Source organism: Acutalibacter sp., from assembly GCF_056800975.1.
Genome location: NZ_JBQISV010000047.1, coordinates 1 through 16,182 on the forward strand (window position 1 = coordinate 1; position 16,182 = coordinate 16,182).

General features: G+C 56.5%; 13 protein-coding genes and 2 rRNA genes. 12 read left to right on the plus strand and 3 right to left on the minus strand.

The window, feature by feature from the left end:
• On the plus strand, nt 1-972 hold a 972-nt coding region (locus ACTO5E_RS06625), incomplete at its 5' end, for an S-layer homology domain-containing protein (protein ID WP_482302620.1).
• Between the two features lie 222 nt (nt 973-1,194).
• Here ACTO5E_RS06625 and ACTO5E_RS06630 read toward each other — a convergent pair.
• From ACTO5E_RS06630 to ACTO5E_RS06640, 3 genes are all read right to left on the minus strand, one after another.
• A complete protein-coding gene (locus ACTO5E_RS06630) occupies nt 1,195-1,581 on the minus strand; it encodes a VOC family protein (RefSeq protein ID WP_482302621.1) in 387 nt (128 codons plus the stop codon).
• Between the two features lie 48 nt (nt 1,582-1,629).
• Entirely contained in the window at nt 1,630-2,817 is a 1,188-nt protein-coding gene (locus tag ACTO5E_RS06635) for a DHHW family protein (protein WP_482302623.1), read from the minus strand.
• Nucleotides 2,818-2,921: 104 nt separating this feature from the next.
• Entirely contained in the window at nt 2,922-3,569 is a 648-nt protein-coding gene (locus tag ACTO5E_RS06640; protein ID WP_482302625.1) for a hypothetical protein, read from the minus strand.
• 308 nt (nt 3,570-3,877) lie between these two features.
• Between ACTO5E_RS06640 and rrf (ACTO5E_RS06645) the strand changes: the two genes are divergently transcribed.
• From rrf (ACTO5E_RS06645) to ACTO5E_RS06695, 11 genes are all read left to right on the plus strand, one after another.
• Nucleotides 3,878-3,994 (plus strand): 5S ribosomal RNA (gene rrf / locus ACTO5E_RS06645).
• A gap of 342 nt (nt 3,995-4,336) precedes the next feature.
• A 5S ribosomal RNA gene (gene rrf, locus ACTO5E_RS06650) occupies nt 4,337-4,453 on the plus strand.
• Nucleotides 4,454-4,532: 79 nt separating this feature from the next.
• A complete protein-coding gene (locus ACTO5E_RS06655; protein WP_482302626.1) occupies nt 4,533-5,066 on the plus strand; it encodes a DUF6886 family protein in 534 nt (177 codons plus the stop codon).
• A 155-nt stretch (nt 5,067-5,221) separates the two neighbouring features.
• Nucleotides 5,222-5,650, plus strand: coding sequence for a 50S ribosomal protein L13 (gene rplM, locus ACTO5E_RS06660; RefSeq protein WP_482302627.1), 429 nt, complete (start codon nt 5,222-5,224; stop codon nt 5,648-5,650).
• Nucleotides 5,651-5,665: 15 nt separating this feature from the next.
• The gene (gene rpsI / locus ACTO5E_RS06665) at nt 5,666-6,067 is read left to right on the plus strand and encodes a 30S ribosomal protein S9 (RefSeq protein ID WP_482302628.1); all 402 of its coding nucleotides are present in this window, start codon (nt 5,666-5,668) and stop codon (nt 6,065-6,067) included.
• A 479-nt stretch (nt 6,068-6,546) separates the two neighbouring features.
• A complete protein-coding gene (locus tag ACTO5E_RS06670) occupies nt 6,547-8,037 on the plus strand; it encodes a ubiquitin-like domain-containing protein (RefSeq protein WP_482302629.1) in 1,491 nt (496 codons plus the stop codon).
• Nucleotides 8,038-8,193: 156 nt separating this feature from the next.
• Nucleotides 8,194-8,484 (plus strand): hypothetical protein, encoded by a 291-nt coding sequence (locus tag ACTO5E_RS06675; protein ID WP_482302630.1) that lies wholly within the window; start codon nt 8,194-8,196, stop codon nt 8,482-8,484.
• Nucleotides 8,485-8,544: 60 nt separating this feature from the next.
• Nucleotides 8,545-9,468 carry an AEC family transporter gene (locus tag ACTO5E_RS06680; protein ID WP_482302631.1) on the plus strand — a complete coding sequence of 308 codons (924 nt, stop codon included), beginning with the start codon at nt 8,545-8,547 and terminating at the stop codon, nt 9,466-9,468.
• 573 nt (nt 9,469-10,041) lie between these two features.
• Nucleotides 10,042-10,668 (plus strand): ribulose-phosphate 3-epimerase, encoded by a 627-nt coding sequence (rpe, locus tag ACTO5E_RS06685; protein WP_482302632.1) that lies wholly within the window; start codon nt 10,042-10,044, stop codon nt 10,666-10,668.
• 59 nt (nt 10,669-10,727) lie between these two features.
• The gene (locus ACTO5E_RS06690; RefSeq protein WP_482302633.1) at nt 10,728-11,078 is read left to right on the plus strand and encodes a hypothetical protein; all 351 of its coding nucleotides are present in this window, start codon (nt 10,728-10,730) and stop codon (nt 11,076-11,078) included.
• A 432-nt stretch (nt 11,079-11,510) separates the two neighbouring features.
• The coding region (locus tag ACTO5E_RS06695) for an S-layer homology domain-containing protein (RefSeq protein WP_482302634.1) at nt 11,511-16,182 on the plus strand (4,672 nt) is incomplete at its 3' end.

Here is a 16,182-nt window from a genome sequence, read left to right on the forward strand (position 1 = left end):
GTCACCGGCCTATCTCCTATCGCGGTGGGCTGGGTAAAGAAAAACAGCGGCTCGGGCGGTGGCGGCTGGTACCCATCTGTCAGCTATTACGATGTAAAGGTCGAGAAAGCGGAGCACGGCACCGTTACTGCCAGTCCGACAAGCGCAAGTTCGGGTAGTACCGTGACCCTGACCGTCCAGCCGGACGATGGCTACAAGCTGGACAAAATCACCGTCACAGACAGCCAGAACCAGGCAGTAGAGTTTACCGAGAAGAACGGCAAGTACACTTTCAAAATGCCCAGCCGGAATGTGACGGTTAAGGCCGATTTTGTACCAATTCAGACGCCAACGCCCAGCCCAGGGCCTACGGACTCCCCAAGCCCTACGTCGACTGGCTCGCCAACCCCCACCCCCACCACATCCCCCAGCCAATCGCCAGAGCCATGGAAGAACCCCTTCCCGGACGTGAGCGATACCGGTTGGTATATCAAAGCGGTGGAGTTTGTTTGCAAGAACGGTCTGATGTCTGGCTACGCAAACGGCAGGTTTGGCCCTAACGACAGCCTGACCCGGGCGCAGTTTGCCCAAATCATCTACAACAAGGAGGGCAGGCCTCCGGCAGAGGGCGGCAAGTTCAGCGACGTGACCAACGGATGGTATGCGGACGCTGTGAACTGGGCGGCGGCAGAGGGCATCGTCGCCGGAGTGGGCGGCGGTAAGTTTGCTCCCGACCGGCCCATCACACGGCAGGATCTGGCGGTGATGCTCTGGCGGTATGCCGGAAAGCCCGAGCCGGGGAAGAATGAACTGGATTTCAATGATTCCGATAGGGTCAGCGGGTACGCCTGGAAAGCTTTGTGCTGGGCCAGTGAGAACGGCATTGTCTGCGGCAGGGGGAACGGCGTGCTGGACCCGAAAGGGGGCGCGACTCGGGCTGAGGCGGCGCAGATGGTGATGAAGTATTTGGGAGAGAGGATAGACCAAGAGTAAGAAGATAAAAAGGGCCTTGAAATTCATGTTGAAGTTACCACACTAACTACGTAAAGACAAGGAAGAATGCCAGGAAACAGAAAGTCCCGCTTGGATGAATGCTGTGCACTTCATTAATCCAGGCAGGATTTTCTGCTTTCCTTACCCTATTCGGCTTTTTTTACTTCTCCCCTAAGAATATCACACTTTAGGCTGTCCTTTTTCTTTGTTGTAGGACCTGGCTCAGATGGCGATCCACCAGCAGACCCCGTATTTGTCGATTACGGTTGCGTTATATTCATTCCAGGGCAAGGCCCCGATCGGGTGGAGCACCACGCCCCCATTGCTAAGCACCTCAAAGGCGTGAAGAACCGCCTCCTTGCTCCCCATTTCAAACACATTGAAGGTCATGGTCTCCCATTTCATCTTGTGTACAAGCTCCACGTCACAGGGATTTGCCGCCTCGGCCAACGCCAGAAAGCCCTCGCCGTTCACAGACAGCTCGCAGTGCTCATAGGCTGTGCCATCAGGGTTTTTCATCTCCCGGGTAATCTCCGCCCCAAAAGCGTCGCAGTACAGCTTTGCTGCTTCCAGACTGTTCTTCACATAGACTTGGGTGTAATTTTTCATGCTTTCCTCCTGAAAATGGATGGTAATTTTTTTTTAGGATCACCCCACTTAGAACAAGTCCTGAAGGGAGCTTACCGCGTCCTCGCTGCTGACAGCCATCACCTGGTTGAGAATAATCACGTCCGAGGCTCCCTTGTCGCTGGCCAGCTGGGGCACACTGCCCTCATAATACCGGTAGTCCACAACATACACATGCTGATAGTGCTGTGTCAGGAAGGGAATAAAGAAGTTGCCATAGGAGTCCTGTACCACCACACAGGCCGAGCCGTCAGTGATGTCCTGGTTCTCCAATACCTTGTAGGGCTGGTCTCCCGCAGCGAAGATCAGGTATAGCAGAGAGCTGCTGTAATCGCTGCCATCAGAGATTACCTGCCAGCCGTCATTTGTGTCCCCCTCGCTGGTGGTAAAGCTCAGGCTGGTGTTTCCGGCGGGGAGAAAAGCCTCCACAGTGTCAGCGGTGAGCCTGTCCTCCCCTGCCTGGGCAGAGAGGCCGCCCATAAAGCCTTCATACTCCTTTTTTACCAGCTGGTCCAGCTGAATGGGCTCAATGCCCTTGGCCCGGCAGAACTCCACATAGGCGTAATACGCGCCCCGCTGGGTCCAAGTGCGGTCGGTACGAAAGTAAAGATACTGGTCGCACCGCTGAAGCAGAGCGTCAAACACCGAAACCGTCTTAACGCCAGAGCTCATGCTGGTGACAGAGGGGTAGATATAGGTTTCAATGGCCTTGCGCTGGTCTGCGCTGTCTATTTGGTGTTCGCTGAGATAGCTCTCCGGCAGCAGAACATCCATGCTGCTGGGGGCGACTAGGTGATATAGCTGGGCCGTGCCCGACAGAGCATCCCCGGCCGCAGCTACCGCAGAGATGTAAGAATTGGCTGTCTCGGTTGAGAATGAGAAATATTCATAGGCCGCGCCCTCCACCACCATCAGACCTCCCAGGTCCTCCGGCGCGGCGTCCGGCGCAGTCTGCTGGGCAGGAGTAAAGGGGGTGGGAGAAGGGGTGGGCTCCCCCTCAGAGAAGGACGCGCTGGAGGAACGGGCAGCGGCAGGGAGCTGCGAGCTGTCGTCCTCCGAGGGGCCGCTGCCCTTCCGTGTAAACAAAACCACCAGAAGGATCACAATAGCCAGTACCACCAGGCCGGTCAGGGTCCACAGGGGCCAGGGAGGACGGTTGTGGCGGCTGGGCTTGCGTACAGGCCCCTTGCTGCTCCGATAAATATATTCCCGCTCCATAATAGCGCCTCCGTTTCAGAATAGAGAGATGCCGCCTTCGGCAAATGCCCAAGGCGGCTTAGTTCACAGGGAAGGATGGAATCAGGGTCAGGAAAACCCAGCCGTCACACCGCCCCGTTCTGGCCGTCGCTCTGGGCCGGCGCTGCCGGCTGCTGAGGGGGCTGGGGGGCAGGGTTTACCGGCGGGGCGTACTGAGGCGCGGGAGCCGGATTGGCCGGAGCCTGAGGCGGGTAAGGGGCCGCGTAAGGGGGCTGAGGCGCGGCAGGAGCTCCATTGCCGGGATTGGGGTAGCCATAGCCGCCGTTGGGCTGCTGAGGGGGCTGATAGGGAGCGGTGTACTGGGAGGGAGCGGGCTTGGGCCGCACCTTGCCATAAATGCGGTAGGCCAGAGAGGACAACAGAGGCACATTGGCCTCTTCGTCCTTGGAGACCCGCAGAATGGCCAAAACGCTGAGGATGATCGCGCCCAGGTAGACCAGGGCGCCCAGCACGCCGGCAGCCACCGACAACATGGTGGAGAGGAAGGGCACATGAATCAGCCCCATCACGTTTTTGAACAGGCCATTGAAGAAAAAGACCACAACAGAGGCCATCCAGGCCTGCAGGGACTGTCTGCCAGCCCATTCGTCTTTTTCCAGAAAAATGGCGGCTGCGGCCAACGCCAGACAGATAATGGGGGAGTTGAGAATAACTGCCGCAAAGGCCGCGATGGGGTAGAAGCAGAGCACAATGCCAAACTTGCCTTTTTTCATAAGTAGAGCCTCCTATTCATGGTTTCCGCTGCGTTTACGAAATTCCTGATAGTTTAAGTTTAAAGCATTCTCTTAGTTAAGTCAAGGGGATTTCCGGCAGGAGAGCAGGAAATGTCTTAAGGTCCTCTTACAAAAGTCTTTCGGTTGAAGGGATAGGAGAGAATATACACAATATATTGCGATAGAAATATGAAAGCGCCTGTATATAGCAAAAATGAAAGAAAGACGAAAAAAATAAAAAAAGGGCTTGCAATTTTCAAAAAGCTGTGGTATTATATTCAAGCAGTCGAGAGACTGAGCAAAAACGAGTTGGTGTTGATTACGGCGGGGGTCCACCCGTTCCCATCCCGAACACGGAAGTTAAGCCCGTTCGTGCCCAAGATACTTGGCTGGAGACGGCCCGGGAAAATAGGTGTTCGCCAACACAGCAGACGGTTTCCTTTGGGAGGCCGTCTTTTTGCATTTTCCCCAGCTTTTGCGTGCTGGCAGAAACAAGCTCTCCCCGGCAAGCTCTGTGTTGTCAGTAGAAAAGGGAACAGCTCTGAAGCCGCAAAGAAATTTATTATACCGACAGCGACAACCTCTAATTCGCAATGTGACGAGTTAAAGAGACGTCCAAAAAGCAAGAACATATATGCTTGATGCTAATGTAAGTACACTATATATAGCGTAGCAAGAAAAAATTGCAAAAACATGAAAAAAAGGCTTGCAATTTCCAGAAAGCTGTGGTATTATATGTAAGCAGTCGAGAGACTGAACAAAAAGAAGTTGGTGTTGATTACGGCGGGGGTCCACCCGTTCCCATCCCGAACACGGAAGTTAAGCCCGTTCGTGCCGAAAATACTTGGCTGGAGACGGCCCGGGAAAATAGGTGTTCGCCAACACAGTAGACGGTTTCCTTTGGGAGACCGTCTTTTTGCATTGTCCGCGTCTTTCAAGACACTCAGACGGGAGGGGAACAGTATGCGGTTGTTTCATGTCAGCGAGGAGCCGGGCATCCAGGTGTTTCACCCCCGGCCCCCCACCCGGTCGGACCTGGACCCTGGCGTGGGTTTGGTGTGGGCCATTGACTGGCAGCGCCTGCCCAACTTCATCACGCCCAGAAACTGCCCCCGGGTAACCTACCACGCAGGCCCCCAGACTACTCAGGAGGACCGGCAGCGGTTTTTCAGCTCCCCGGAGGTATGCCATGGGGTGGTGATTGAGCATGGCTGGTTCGAGGCCATGCGGAATACCATATTATATGTATATGAGTTTGCGCCTGATGAGTTTGTGCTTCAGGACCCGGCCGCAGGGTATTATGTGGCCACAACCACTCAGCGGCCCATTGCCTGCCGCCAGGTGAAGGACCTGCTGGGCGAGTTGGTGGGCCGGGGAGTAGAGCTGCGGGTGACAGCCAGCCTGTGGCAGCTGGCAGAGCAGGTGCAGGCCTCCACGCTGGTCTGGTCCCTGTGCCGCATGGGCTATGCCCGGCCAAAGAGTGAAAATAGCAAGTGAGAACCAGAGAGCAAAGAGGAGTAAACAGGAGATATCAGGAGTATTGCTTACAGCAAATTAAAAAATATCGGGAAAAGTGTTGACACGGACCCTGACATGTGATATCATCAACTGGTGAAAAAAGAACGGCAGTGAAAGTTTGGAGGTTATAAGCTATGTCAACTACGATGCCCAAGGCCGCAGAGGTCGAGCGCAAATGGTATGTCATCGACGCGGCTGGCAAGCCCCTGGGCCGGGTAGCGGCGCAGGCGGCGGTGCTGTTGCGCGGCAAGCATAAGGTCACCTTTGCCCCCCATGTGGACTGCGGCGACCATGTGATCATCGTCAACTGCAAGGACGCGGTGCTCACTGGCGGAAAGGCCGAAAAGAAGTATTACTACCGTCACACCGGCTATATCGGCCACCTGAAGGCCACCCGGTATGACGCCCTGATGCGCACCAAGCCGGAGCTTGCCATGCAGCTGGCGGTGAAGGGGATGATCCCCTCCAACACCCTGGGGCGCAGCGCCATGTCCCGCCTTCGGCTGTATGCCGGCGGCGAGCACAAGCACGCTGCCCAGAAGCCCGAAGCATGGAATATGTAAGGAGGATGTGAAACTATGTATGAGACTGCACCCTATTTCTACGGCACCGGCAGAAGAAAGAGCTCTGTAGCCCGTGTGCGCCTGTACCAGGGCACCGGTAAGGTGACCATCAACGACCGGGATATCGACGATTATTTTGGTCTGGACACCCTGAAATATATTGTCCGCCAGCCCCTCACCTTGACAGGCACGGACCAGCAGTTTGACATTGTGTGCCGGGTGGCCGGCGGCGGCGTTACCGGCCAGGCGGGCGCCATCCGCCACGGCGTGGCCCGGGCCCTGCTGCAGTTCGACAGCGAGAAGCTGCGCTCTGTGCTCAAAAAGGCCGGCTTCCTCACCCGCGACCCCAGAATGAAGGAGCGCAAGAAGTACGGCCTGAAAGCGGCTCGTCGCGCGCCTCAGTTCTCCAAGCGCTAAGTTTATCTCTACCGGCAATTATTGCCCTGAAAGCCAAGAGGCTTTCAGGGCATTTTTGCATTCCATAACAATTTTGCGGCCGGCTTCGCGCTGCGCATTCCGGCTTAGTATGATGGCAAAGGATGCAGATCATGAGATTAAACCGGGTGATATCCCCAAAAGGGAGGAAGAGGAAACACATGGAGGCAAGAGTCAGGCATGCCCCGGAGTATTCAATAAAGTGAATGAATATGTGTAGAAAAGGACAGGCTCTTTCTTCGTTTCTTACACAATGACAGGAAAACCCCGCGCTGACAGGGTGAAATCTGGACGCGGCAGGGTTATTTCAGGCGGAAGGAGATGTATGAATATGCAAACTTGTCGGCAATCCACAAAAGCAGGACTTACCAAAGCTTGACTTCCCGGCAAAAGCCCATTATACTGGGGGAATGACCGGAAGATCCGGCGGTCTGACCGCCAGGCAATAAAGGAGAGACAGAATGTACCGAAGAAGAATAAGCAGAAAGCAGCGGCTGCAGCTGGCTGTGCTGGCCGCTGCCGGTGTGGCGGCGCTGGCGCTGTGCGTGGCCATTGCCATGCGGGTGTTTGCCCGGGAGATCCCTGTTGTGGTGGAGGACTGGGAGAAGACCTACAGCTTTTCTATGAGCGGCCTGGGCCGGGACCCGCTGGACAGCATTTTGAGCCAGGCTCAGGCCCAGGGTATGGAGCCCCTTGGCCCCCTGGACCTGGCAGAGCTGGGGGAGGACGGCAGAACCGTCGCCCTGCGGCGGGGCGTGGAGCTCTATGTTCGGGACGGGGAGGAGTCAGCTGGATACACCGCCTATAAGGGAGATACAGTAGAGGAGGCCCTGACCGAGAACGGTCTGTGGCTGAAGGAGGCTGACCAGGTGGCCCCTAACCGGGAGATGGTCATTGCCGCTCCGCTGACGGTGGAGATCACCCGGCTGCTGCGGGTGAATATTGTGGCAGACGGAGAGACCACCCAGGTGAAGGTCTCCGGCGGCACAGTGGCCGACGCTTTGGAGGAGGCAGGGGTAAAGCTCTCTGAGCTGGACAGCTGCAACCATGAGCTCACCGAGCCGGTAAAGGACGATATGTTGGTAGAGGTCTCCCGGGTGGTGAGCGTGCGCATTGCCGTGGACGGGAGCACCCGAGGCTACCGGGTTCAGGCCCTGACTGTGGAGGGGGCGCTGGAAAAGGTGGGCGTCACCTTGGATAAGGAGGATCGGGTGGAGCCTGACCTTCAGACAACCCTGCGCACGGGCATGAAAATCACCGTGCGGCGGGTGAAGACCCAGGAGGAGACAGAGACAGAGGAGATCGACTACGAGCGGAAATATGTACATACCCGGGACCTGGTGGAGGGAGAGACCAGTGTGCTCACCGAGGGTATGAAGGGGAAAAAGGAGCTGCGCTACCGGGCAGTATATGTGGACGGAGAGCTGGAAAGCCGGGAGCTGCTCTCAGAGGAGGTAGTGGCCGAGCCGGTGAAGGAGATTGTTCTGCGGGGCTCCGGATATCAGACCCAGGCCCCCCAGCTGGACTTCATTGACGACGGCAGCTCCAGCTCGCCCAGCCCCACCAGCAAGCCTGGGGACACGGGGAACTCCGGGCAGGGCTTTTCTGTCAACACGACGGCGGGCACGCTGACCGACCAGGATGGCAAGCAGGTGCGGTATAGCAGGGCCATTACCGGCGAGTGCACGGCCTACTGCATTCCCGGGGGCACCACCTCTGTGGGGCTGCTGGCAGAGCGGGGCGTTATCGCAGTGGACCCGGATATTATTCCCTATGGGACAAAAATGTTTGTGGCCTCTCCGGACGGGAGCATTGTCTACGGCTACGGGGTGGCGGGAGACACCGGCGGGGCCTGCCTGGCTGGGGACATTATTTCCGACCTGTGCTATGACACCATTGAGGAGTGCAGTATCATCGGCCGCCGGGATATGGTGCTGTACATCCTGGAATAAAGCGGCGGGGTTGACAATGGATAGAGAAAAAATGCGGGGCTTTTGGCCCCGTATTTGTTTTGTTTGCCGTATTGCGTTCCGCGGGCTTGTATTTGTAGCAAAAAACGGCTATAATAGAGGTGATTTTGGGCCGAAAAAGAGGAACGGGGGAGGAACATGGGCTATTTTTACGCCATTTTATGGTTTGCGGTAGGGCTCATTCTGATGTTCTCCATGTCAAAAGAGAACAAGATTTTTCTTCTGGCCGGCGGGGTCTTTCTGGTAATGGGCTGCTGGTGGCTGGGGGACGCTGTCTGGCCGGAGATCAAGCTGTTTGAGGGGGGCTGGGGCATTGGCTTCAAATGCGTCACCGGCGCTGCGCTGGTCATTCTCACCACGGCCTTTTTCAAGGAATACCGGAAAAAGGGCCGGGATGTGCCAGAGGACGACGACAGAATCGATTTTTAGGACAGAGCAGGCTGTTCTCTGTGTCACAGGCAGCAGAATCATGAAAAGGAGGGGCGGCAGATGGAGGCTGTTCTGGCAGTAGTGGGCAAGGTGGCCGTTATATTGGTGGTGATTCTGGTGGGCTATCTGGTCACCCAGCGGCGAATGCTCACAGAGCGGGGAGCCTCTGAGGTGACCACGCTGCTCATCAAGCTGGTGACCCCCTGTGTCATCATCAACTCCTTTCTGGACTCGGCGGACCGGCTGGGAGCCTATGAGCTGCTGATGGCCGTGGCCCTGCCGGTGCTGTGGATGGGCATTGCCCTGGGCCTGAGCCTGCTGTGCTTTCGCAAGGAGCCGGAGGAGCGGCAAAAGGTGCTGCGCTTTGCCACGCTGTTCAGCAACACCGGGTTTATGGGCATCCCCCTGGTGCAGGGCATTGTGGGGGACACGGGAGTGATTTACGCCTCTTTTGGCGTGGTGGTGTTCAACATATTGTGCTGGACCTATGGCTACAGCATGATGAGCGGCGGCGCGAAAATGAACCTGAAAACCCTGCTGCTGAATCCGGGCGTGATCGGGCTGGCGTTCGGGCTTCCCATTTACTTTCTGGGGCTGAAGCTGCCGGCGGTGGTCAGCGAGCCCCTGGGCCTGCTGGCTGACCTGAACACGCCTTTGGCCATGCTGGTGATCGGCACATATATCGCGGGGGCGGACCTGCACTCGTTTATGTCAGACATGGCAGTCTACCGGGCGTCATTTTTGCGGCTGATTGCCGCGCCGCTGATCTATCTGGGCCTGCTGCTGGTGATACAGCCGGGAGAGACGCTGTTTGTGTCAACGATGGTACAGGCGGCGACGCCGGTGGCGGCGAACACGGTGTTGTTTGCGGTGCAGTACAAGCGGGACTCAGAGCTGGCCTCCAAGCTGGTGGCGGTGTCGACGGTGCTGTCGATCATAACCATACCAGTGCTGACAATAGCAGCGCAAATGCTATGCAAATAGCCCCCATCGCGGGCAAAAAGCCCAAAGCGAAGCAGAGCAAACAAGCGCGAACTAAAAGTTTCGTCAACCTTTTCAAAGGTTGCAGAGCGCGAGACAGCGTCTCGCGACCTTGACCTTAGGCGGCGCAGAAAGCAAAGGCGCGAGGCAGTATCTCACTCCCACCACACAGTTCAGAACGGGGTAAGACTGCGCCGCCGTACTTAGCGCGGTCGACCACAGGGAGACCAGCGGCCTGCCCGCTGCCGGCTGAAACAGGAAAGGAAGTCCCAGCGAGCGCAGACGCAGGCCCTTGGCGGCTTCCTCCCCCTGCGGAGCAAGGGGGCGAGCGTCCCTGTTTGCAGCCAGCAAATCGGAGCGCCGCAAGGAGCATCCCTTGTCAACCACAGGCAGCCCCGCCTCAGTCACAGGGCAGTCAAAAGCACTCATGCGTCGGACAGACTGGAAAGCCCACACCTTGTCAGATAATATAATTATCATAGTATTAAATTAGCCAAAACGGTACATCTGGGGGAACTTAAAGAGAAAAAGCCTATATATAATAGAAAGCAAAGGAAGAAAAACCAGGAGGAGAATATGGTATACATCGCGCCGTCGCTGTTGGCCGCTGATTTTTCAGCGTTGGACCGGGAGGTTGCAAAGATCAAGCAGGCGGATATGCTCCATATCGACATCATGGACGGGCACTTTGTGCCGAATATCAGCTTTGGCCCGGGAGTGGTGGCCGCGCTGCGGGACAAGACCCGGCTGCTGTTTGACGTGCACCTGATGCTTGAGCACCCCATGCCCTACATTGCTCCCTTCCGTAAGGCGGGAGCCGACGTCATCACCTTTCATGTGGAGTGCAAGGATGACCCTGAGGAGCTGATCGCTGCCATACGGTCTTCTGGGGCCCAGGCGGGGGCAGCTGTCAGCCCGGGTACGCCAGCCTCCGCCATTGGCGACTGGGGCAGGCATCTGCGCCAGACGACAGTGATGACCGTCAACCCAGGATTTGGCGGGCAGAAGCTGATGCTGGACCCCCTCCGCAAGATATTCCAGCTGAAATACCGTTTTCCCCATCTGTTGGTAGAGGTGGACGGCGGCGTCAACCTGGAGACCGCGCCCTTATGCAAAGCGGCGGGGGCGGACATTCTGGTGGCGGGCACATCGGTGTTTCAGGCGGAGGACCCCTATCTGGAAATGCGCTGCCTGGCGTTGTAGGCCGCACATTCCCTGGCAGTCAACATAGTATAGGGTAAACGGAGCAAGGGGGGCTGCCTGTGAGGATGAAAACCCCTCCCCAGCCCTTGGTTTTCCGGCTGGAAGGAGCCACTGCCCTGTGCGGGGCGGTGGCGGAAATTTACCGGCGTTGGCCGGCCGCGCCCTCGTGCCTGTGCATATGGCAGGGATTTTACTACCTGCGGGTGGGGGCAAGGCTGTGCCAGCGCCGGAGGCTGGCCCGGGCGGCGGGGCGCTATGGCATATGCCTTGGGCCCTGCCCGGTGTTGTTTGCCTATTGCCGGGAGCATGGGGAGGAAATCAGCGCCGACGCGGTGGCAAAGCTGGGAAAAGCCCTGACAAGAGGGCAAAAAAACAGCGCGGAACAGCAAAATGGAAAAAATTGTAAATAATAGCGCCTTAACGATTGCGTTGGGGCGCATTTTATGTTATAATTACCGCACGCAGCGAAAAAAGCGGCCCGAACCCCGCAAAAAGTACGGCGCGGGGACTTAATTTCTTTGCAGGAAAGGAGGAAAAGGGGGAGCGGACAGGCTATTTAAGAGCCATTTTACCGGGCATAACCGCCAACAATGGCAGGGTGAACCATGGTGAAATATGGGCAAACAGACAGAAAATGGGGTAAAAAGCACAGAGAAATGCCTCGAAAACCGCATAATACCGCCAAATTCTATAGTTTGCCCGCCGCGTAAAAAATTATGTAAAGACGAAAAAAAGTTGAAAAAAAGGCTTGCATTTTTCGCGCTCAAAGGTTATTATATAGTTAACTTCCACTCCCCGGCGAAGGGGCCGGAGAGAATCTAAAATCTAAGAGGGTTGAAAACATGAACAAAAGCAAGTTTCTGAAGAAATCACTTGCGGCGCTCCTGGCCATTCTCATGGTCGCCGCAATGATTCCGATGAGCGCCTTTGCTGCCGACGGAGATGCACTCTACGTCGACGGCAATCAGGCGGTGCTTGAGGACGGCTCCTACAGCGTAACCCTGCAGTACGACCAGGAAAACGTCGCTGCAAAGGTTGCTGCTGTGGAGTTTACGCTCTCAAGCCTGAAGGGCACCACGGTGACCCTGCTGGACAGCGAGGGTAAGAATCCCCTTACCGCATCGCTGAACGGCGTTCCGGGCACCGACTCCGCCAAGCGGACCATCAGCCTGAACACCACAGGCATTGAGGCTCCCGAGGGGAAGACCTACGGCGAGTACAAGATGACTGTGCGCGTGCAGGATGCTGGCGCTGAGGCGAAGGACTACCCCCTCACCATCACGGTGAAGGAGCGCGCTAAGCGGCGCAACGTGGCCATTGCTGAGGATGACGGCATCACCGGCGACGATATCATCGACTACAAGGTCGAGGGTAATGTCATCACCGTCACTAAGGCCATTGGCGCTTCCCGCGATAGCATCACTCCTACCATCACGGCGGCTGACAAGGCCTCTACCGTTGGTAAACCTGCAAACAGGAATTTTACTCTTAGCGATCCGAACCCCAGCGATAAGAGAACCTGGTGCAAAACGCTGGCAAAGAATTCGAACGCCTATGTGGATGGCGTCCGGATTACTGCTGAGGATGGCTCCTATCAGGATTATACCATCAAGTATGTGACTGAGACCATCTTCGAGAGCATCAGCGTTCCTGGCCAGATTGGCAATGTTGCCATCACCGAGCCTAACGATAACGATCCCACTGTCTACATGACCTTTACCGTTCCTTATGGCATGGGCTTGGTTGGCACAGAGCTGGTCCCCACCTTCAAGGTTTCTAACGATGTGGACGGCATTGTTACTGGCAGCGATAACACCCGTAACGATGTGAATGCCAGCGCCGGCGGCTCCTACTTCTACCTGGACAACGAGACCTATGGCCGCCGGGATGTCAGCGGCAAGGCTGCTCTGCAGCTGGATGACACCGCGAATGGCACCAGCGGCACCGATGGTGTGAAGCTGTACGTCTCCACTGTTAACCAGAGCAGCCATGTGGAGCCTGCTGTGAACAACGACCGTGGCGTGCAGAAAACTGCAAACCTGGTCCTCCGCTCTGTAATGGTACGGAACACCCAGGCCTTCATTTCCGATGTGGCTGTGGAGAATTCCACTTCTAATGAGTATGAGCAGGACTATGTGTCCCTGTCCAACACCACCTCTACCCAGAACATTGTGGTTGGCGACAACACCGGCAACATTGCTCCTGGAACCCAGAAAACTCTGGGCTTCAAGGTGCCCAATGGCGCTGTGGTTTCTATCTCCAACTGGGACAAGGACGAGCACCTGGTTGCTGAAGTGAGCAACTCTGACCCTGATTATGCCAACAAGAAGAATGGCGTTGCTGGCACTAAGGCTTCCGTTACGTTTGACTTCAGCAAAATTACTGCTGGCGTTGAAGCAACCAAGACCTATAAAATCACTTATGATGGTGAAGATTTGGTCGTTACTGCTGGCAGCGGTACAGACGGGGCCGCAATAGCCTCTGCTCTTACTGGCAAAAGCTTTACTAGCTGGAATATTTCCGTAAGCGGGACTGATGTAACCCTTACACAGAAAACCGCTGCGACGAAAACTACTACTGAGTCTATCACTGTGGCCGGGACCACTGGGAGTGAGCCTGGTAACAGTGACCCCTCCGGTAGCCTTATCGGTTCTGTTACCAAAAAGGATGGTTCTACTACAGTTAACGGCACCAACGGCGACCCTGCTGTTGCCAACTTCGTTGAGTTCCCCAACGTGCCTGTGGGCAACTTCACCCGCACCCCCATGAAGGTGGTTGTTACCAGCGAGGACCGCTCTAAGGTGGCCAGCTACAACCTGACCTTCAGCGGCGCACCCACCACTGCCGCCACTGTGAACAACATTTCTGTGTACGGCAACGGAGACCATGCTGAGTGGACCCAGAAGCCCGTTGTCTCCCGCACCATTGACGGTGATGACGTGGTTGTGCTGGGCTACAACGAGGACCCCGTTAAGATCGATGTTTCCGTCAGCAATGGCGCTACTGGCAAAACCGTTACCACAGTTGGCCTGGATACAGACCACTCCTCTACCGACCCCATTGTTGGCCTTGTTGGTATGACTGACAGCGATGGTGTTGGCCCTGCCAAGTACTTCAAAACCGATAATCTTACCAATGAGGAGAAAGCAAAGGGCTACACCTACAAGATTGTTGTTCATGCTTTCTATGGTGATGATCTGAGCGCTGCTGGTAATGATCATGCTGACTGCAATGAGAAGAGCCAAAAAACCTTCTATGTGAAGCAGTCTGAAGCCCGCACCGAGGAGCTGCTGACCTATGCCCATGTCACCTACTCCAAGGACATCAGCGACCTGGACATGAACGAGACCAATGTGTTCGACGTTCGCAACATTGACCATGACAACCGCTTTGTTCAGATCGACGTTCCCTACACCTTCAATCTGAACGCCAGCGGTGATGCCCAGGACACCAACCTGTATCTCTACAGAGGTGGCGATTACACTAAGAGCGCTGGCGCTACTCTGACCAATGCCAAGTCTCCCACTGGTGTAGTTCCTGTTGGCCTGAGCTTTACCACGCTGGGCGTTCAGGACCTGGACGACACCGCCAACAGTGGTGCTGCTGGTGACAATGCCTTTGCGGCGCTGGACACCAACATGATTACCACCCAACTCGAGATGAACTCCGGCAGCTTTGACCGTACCAAGGTGGGCAACACCACTACTCTTACCGTTACCCCCGAGGACCCCCGCAAGTCTGCCCGCGTTTACAAGGCCTACGCCGTCCGCACCGCGGCCAGCTCCGCTTGCGTGCTGAACAGCATCTCCTCTCCCGACGAGAAGGTCAGCATTGAGCTGGACGATGTGCCCGGCACCAACCGGTACATCATCACTGTGCCCTACAGCTACAACACCGAGTCCTACGACCGGAAGAAGACCCCCAGCTTTGACATCACCTTCGACGTGAGCAAGAACGCCACCGTGCAGGACGGCAGCACCACCGAGCCCATGAAGTTCTTCGGGCCCAATGTGACCAGCCGCCAGTTCGCGGTGTCCGGCGGCCGTCTGTACTACAACGGCAAGCTGGTCTCCGGCGACAGCTTTGTGGTTAAGGCTGAGGACGGCACTGCTACCACCCAGTACCTGTTCAGCGTGAAGACCCTGCCCGCCAGCACCGACAGCTCCATCACCAGCATCACTGTTGGCGAGCGTGAGGCCGTGGCCGGCGAGAACAACACCTTCACCGCTACTGTGCCCTATGGCCAGCTGCGTCAGAAACTGAACATCGTCACTGGCTCCGACCTGGCGAAGATCACCATCAACGATCGTGACTTCGATCCCGAGCGCGAGTATGACCTGACCAACGAGCTGCCCATTATCGTTACTGCTGAGAACGGCAGCACCAGCACCTATAAGCTCACTGCTGCTGAGGCCGAGCCCAGCACCGAGGCCAAGCTGATCTCCATCAAGGTAGGCGAGGCCAACGGCATCATCAACGAGGACAACACGGTTGTGGCCAAGATCGGCGAGAAGGGCGACCTGACCGCTCAGGTCCTGACCATTGAGGTCAGCGAGGCCGCTACCTACACTGTGGACGGCCGCGTGTATGACAACAGCGCCATTGCCGTGAACAAGGAAGTGGAGATTGTTGTTACCGCTGAGGATGGCAAGACCAGCACCACCTACACCCTGACCGTTCTGGCCGAGGATGTGAAGACCGACAACAGCATCACTGAGCTCACTGTTGACGGTGTGGCTGCCACTGCCGGCGAGGAGAATACCTTCACCGCAGAGGCTGAGGACCCCTCCAATGTTCTGCTGAGCATGGAGCTGCCTGAGGGCGCTACTGCCACTGTGAACGGCGAGGAGTACACCAACGGCATGACCGTGGACGCCACTGAGGCTGTGAAGATCGTTGTCACTGCTGAGGACGGCACCACTGCCGAGTACACCCTGACTGTCAGCAAGAAGCAGACCGACAAGCCCGACGAGATCACCAAGGACGACGTGAGCGACAAGCTGCCCAGCTGGGCTGAGGAGCAGATCCTGACTGTTCTGAACAAGGACATCATGAGCAGCACCGACCCCAACAGCGACAAGATTGTGTTCAGCCCTGACATGACCATGACCCGCGAGCAGTTCGCTGTGATCGTGTGCAAGCTGTATGGTGTTGACTACAATGCCTTTGAGGTGGAGAACGCCAAGTTCACTGACGTGCCTGCCAACAGCTGGTCTACCAAGGCTATCTACTGCGCTGAGTCCAAGGGCTACATGAGCGGCACTTCTGCCACCACCTTTAACCCCAAGGGCAGTGTGACCCGTGAGCAGATGGCTGTGATCCTGGCTGCCAGCCAGCAGCTCAGCGAGCTGGCCACTGAGAAGGTGTCTGACGACACCAAGATCGCAAGCTGGGCCAAGGATGCTGTTTACAAGGTAATCGCTGCCGGCTACATGAGCTACACCGACGCCAGCGCCAAGACCTTTGCTCCTAAGAAGAACATCACCCGTGCTGAGGTGGCTGTGGTCATCGCCA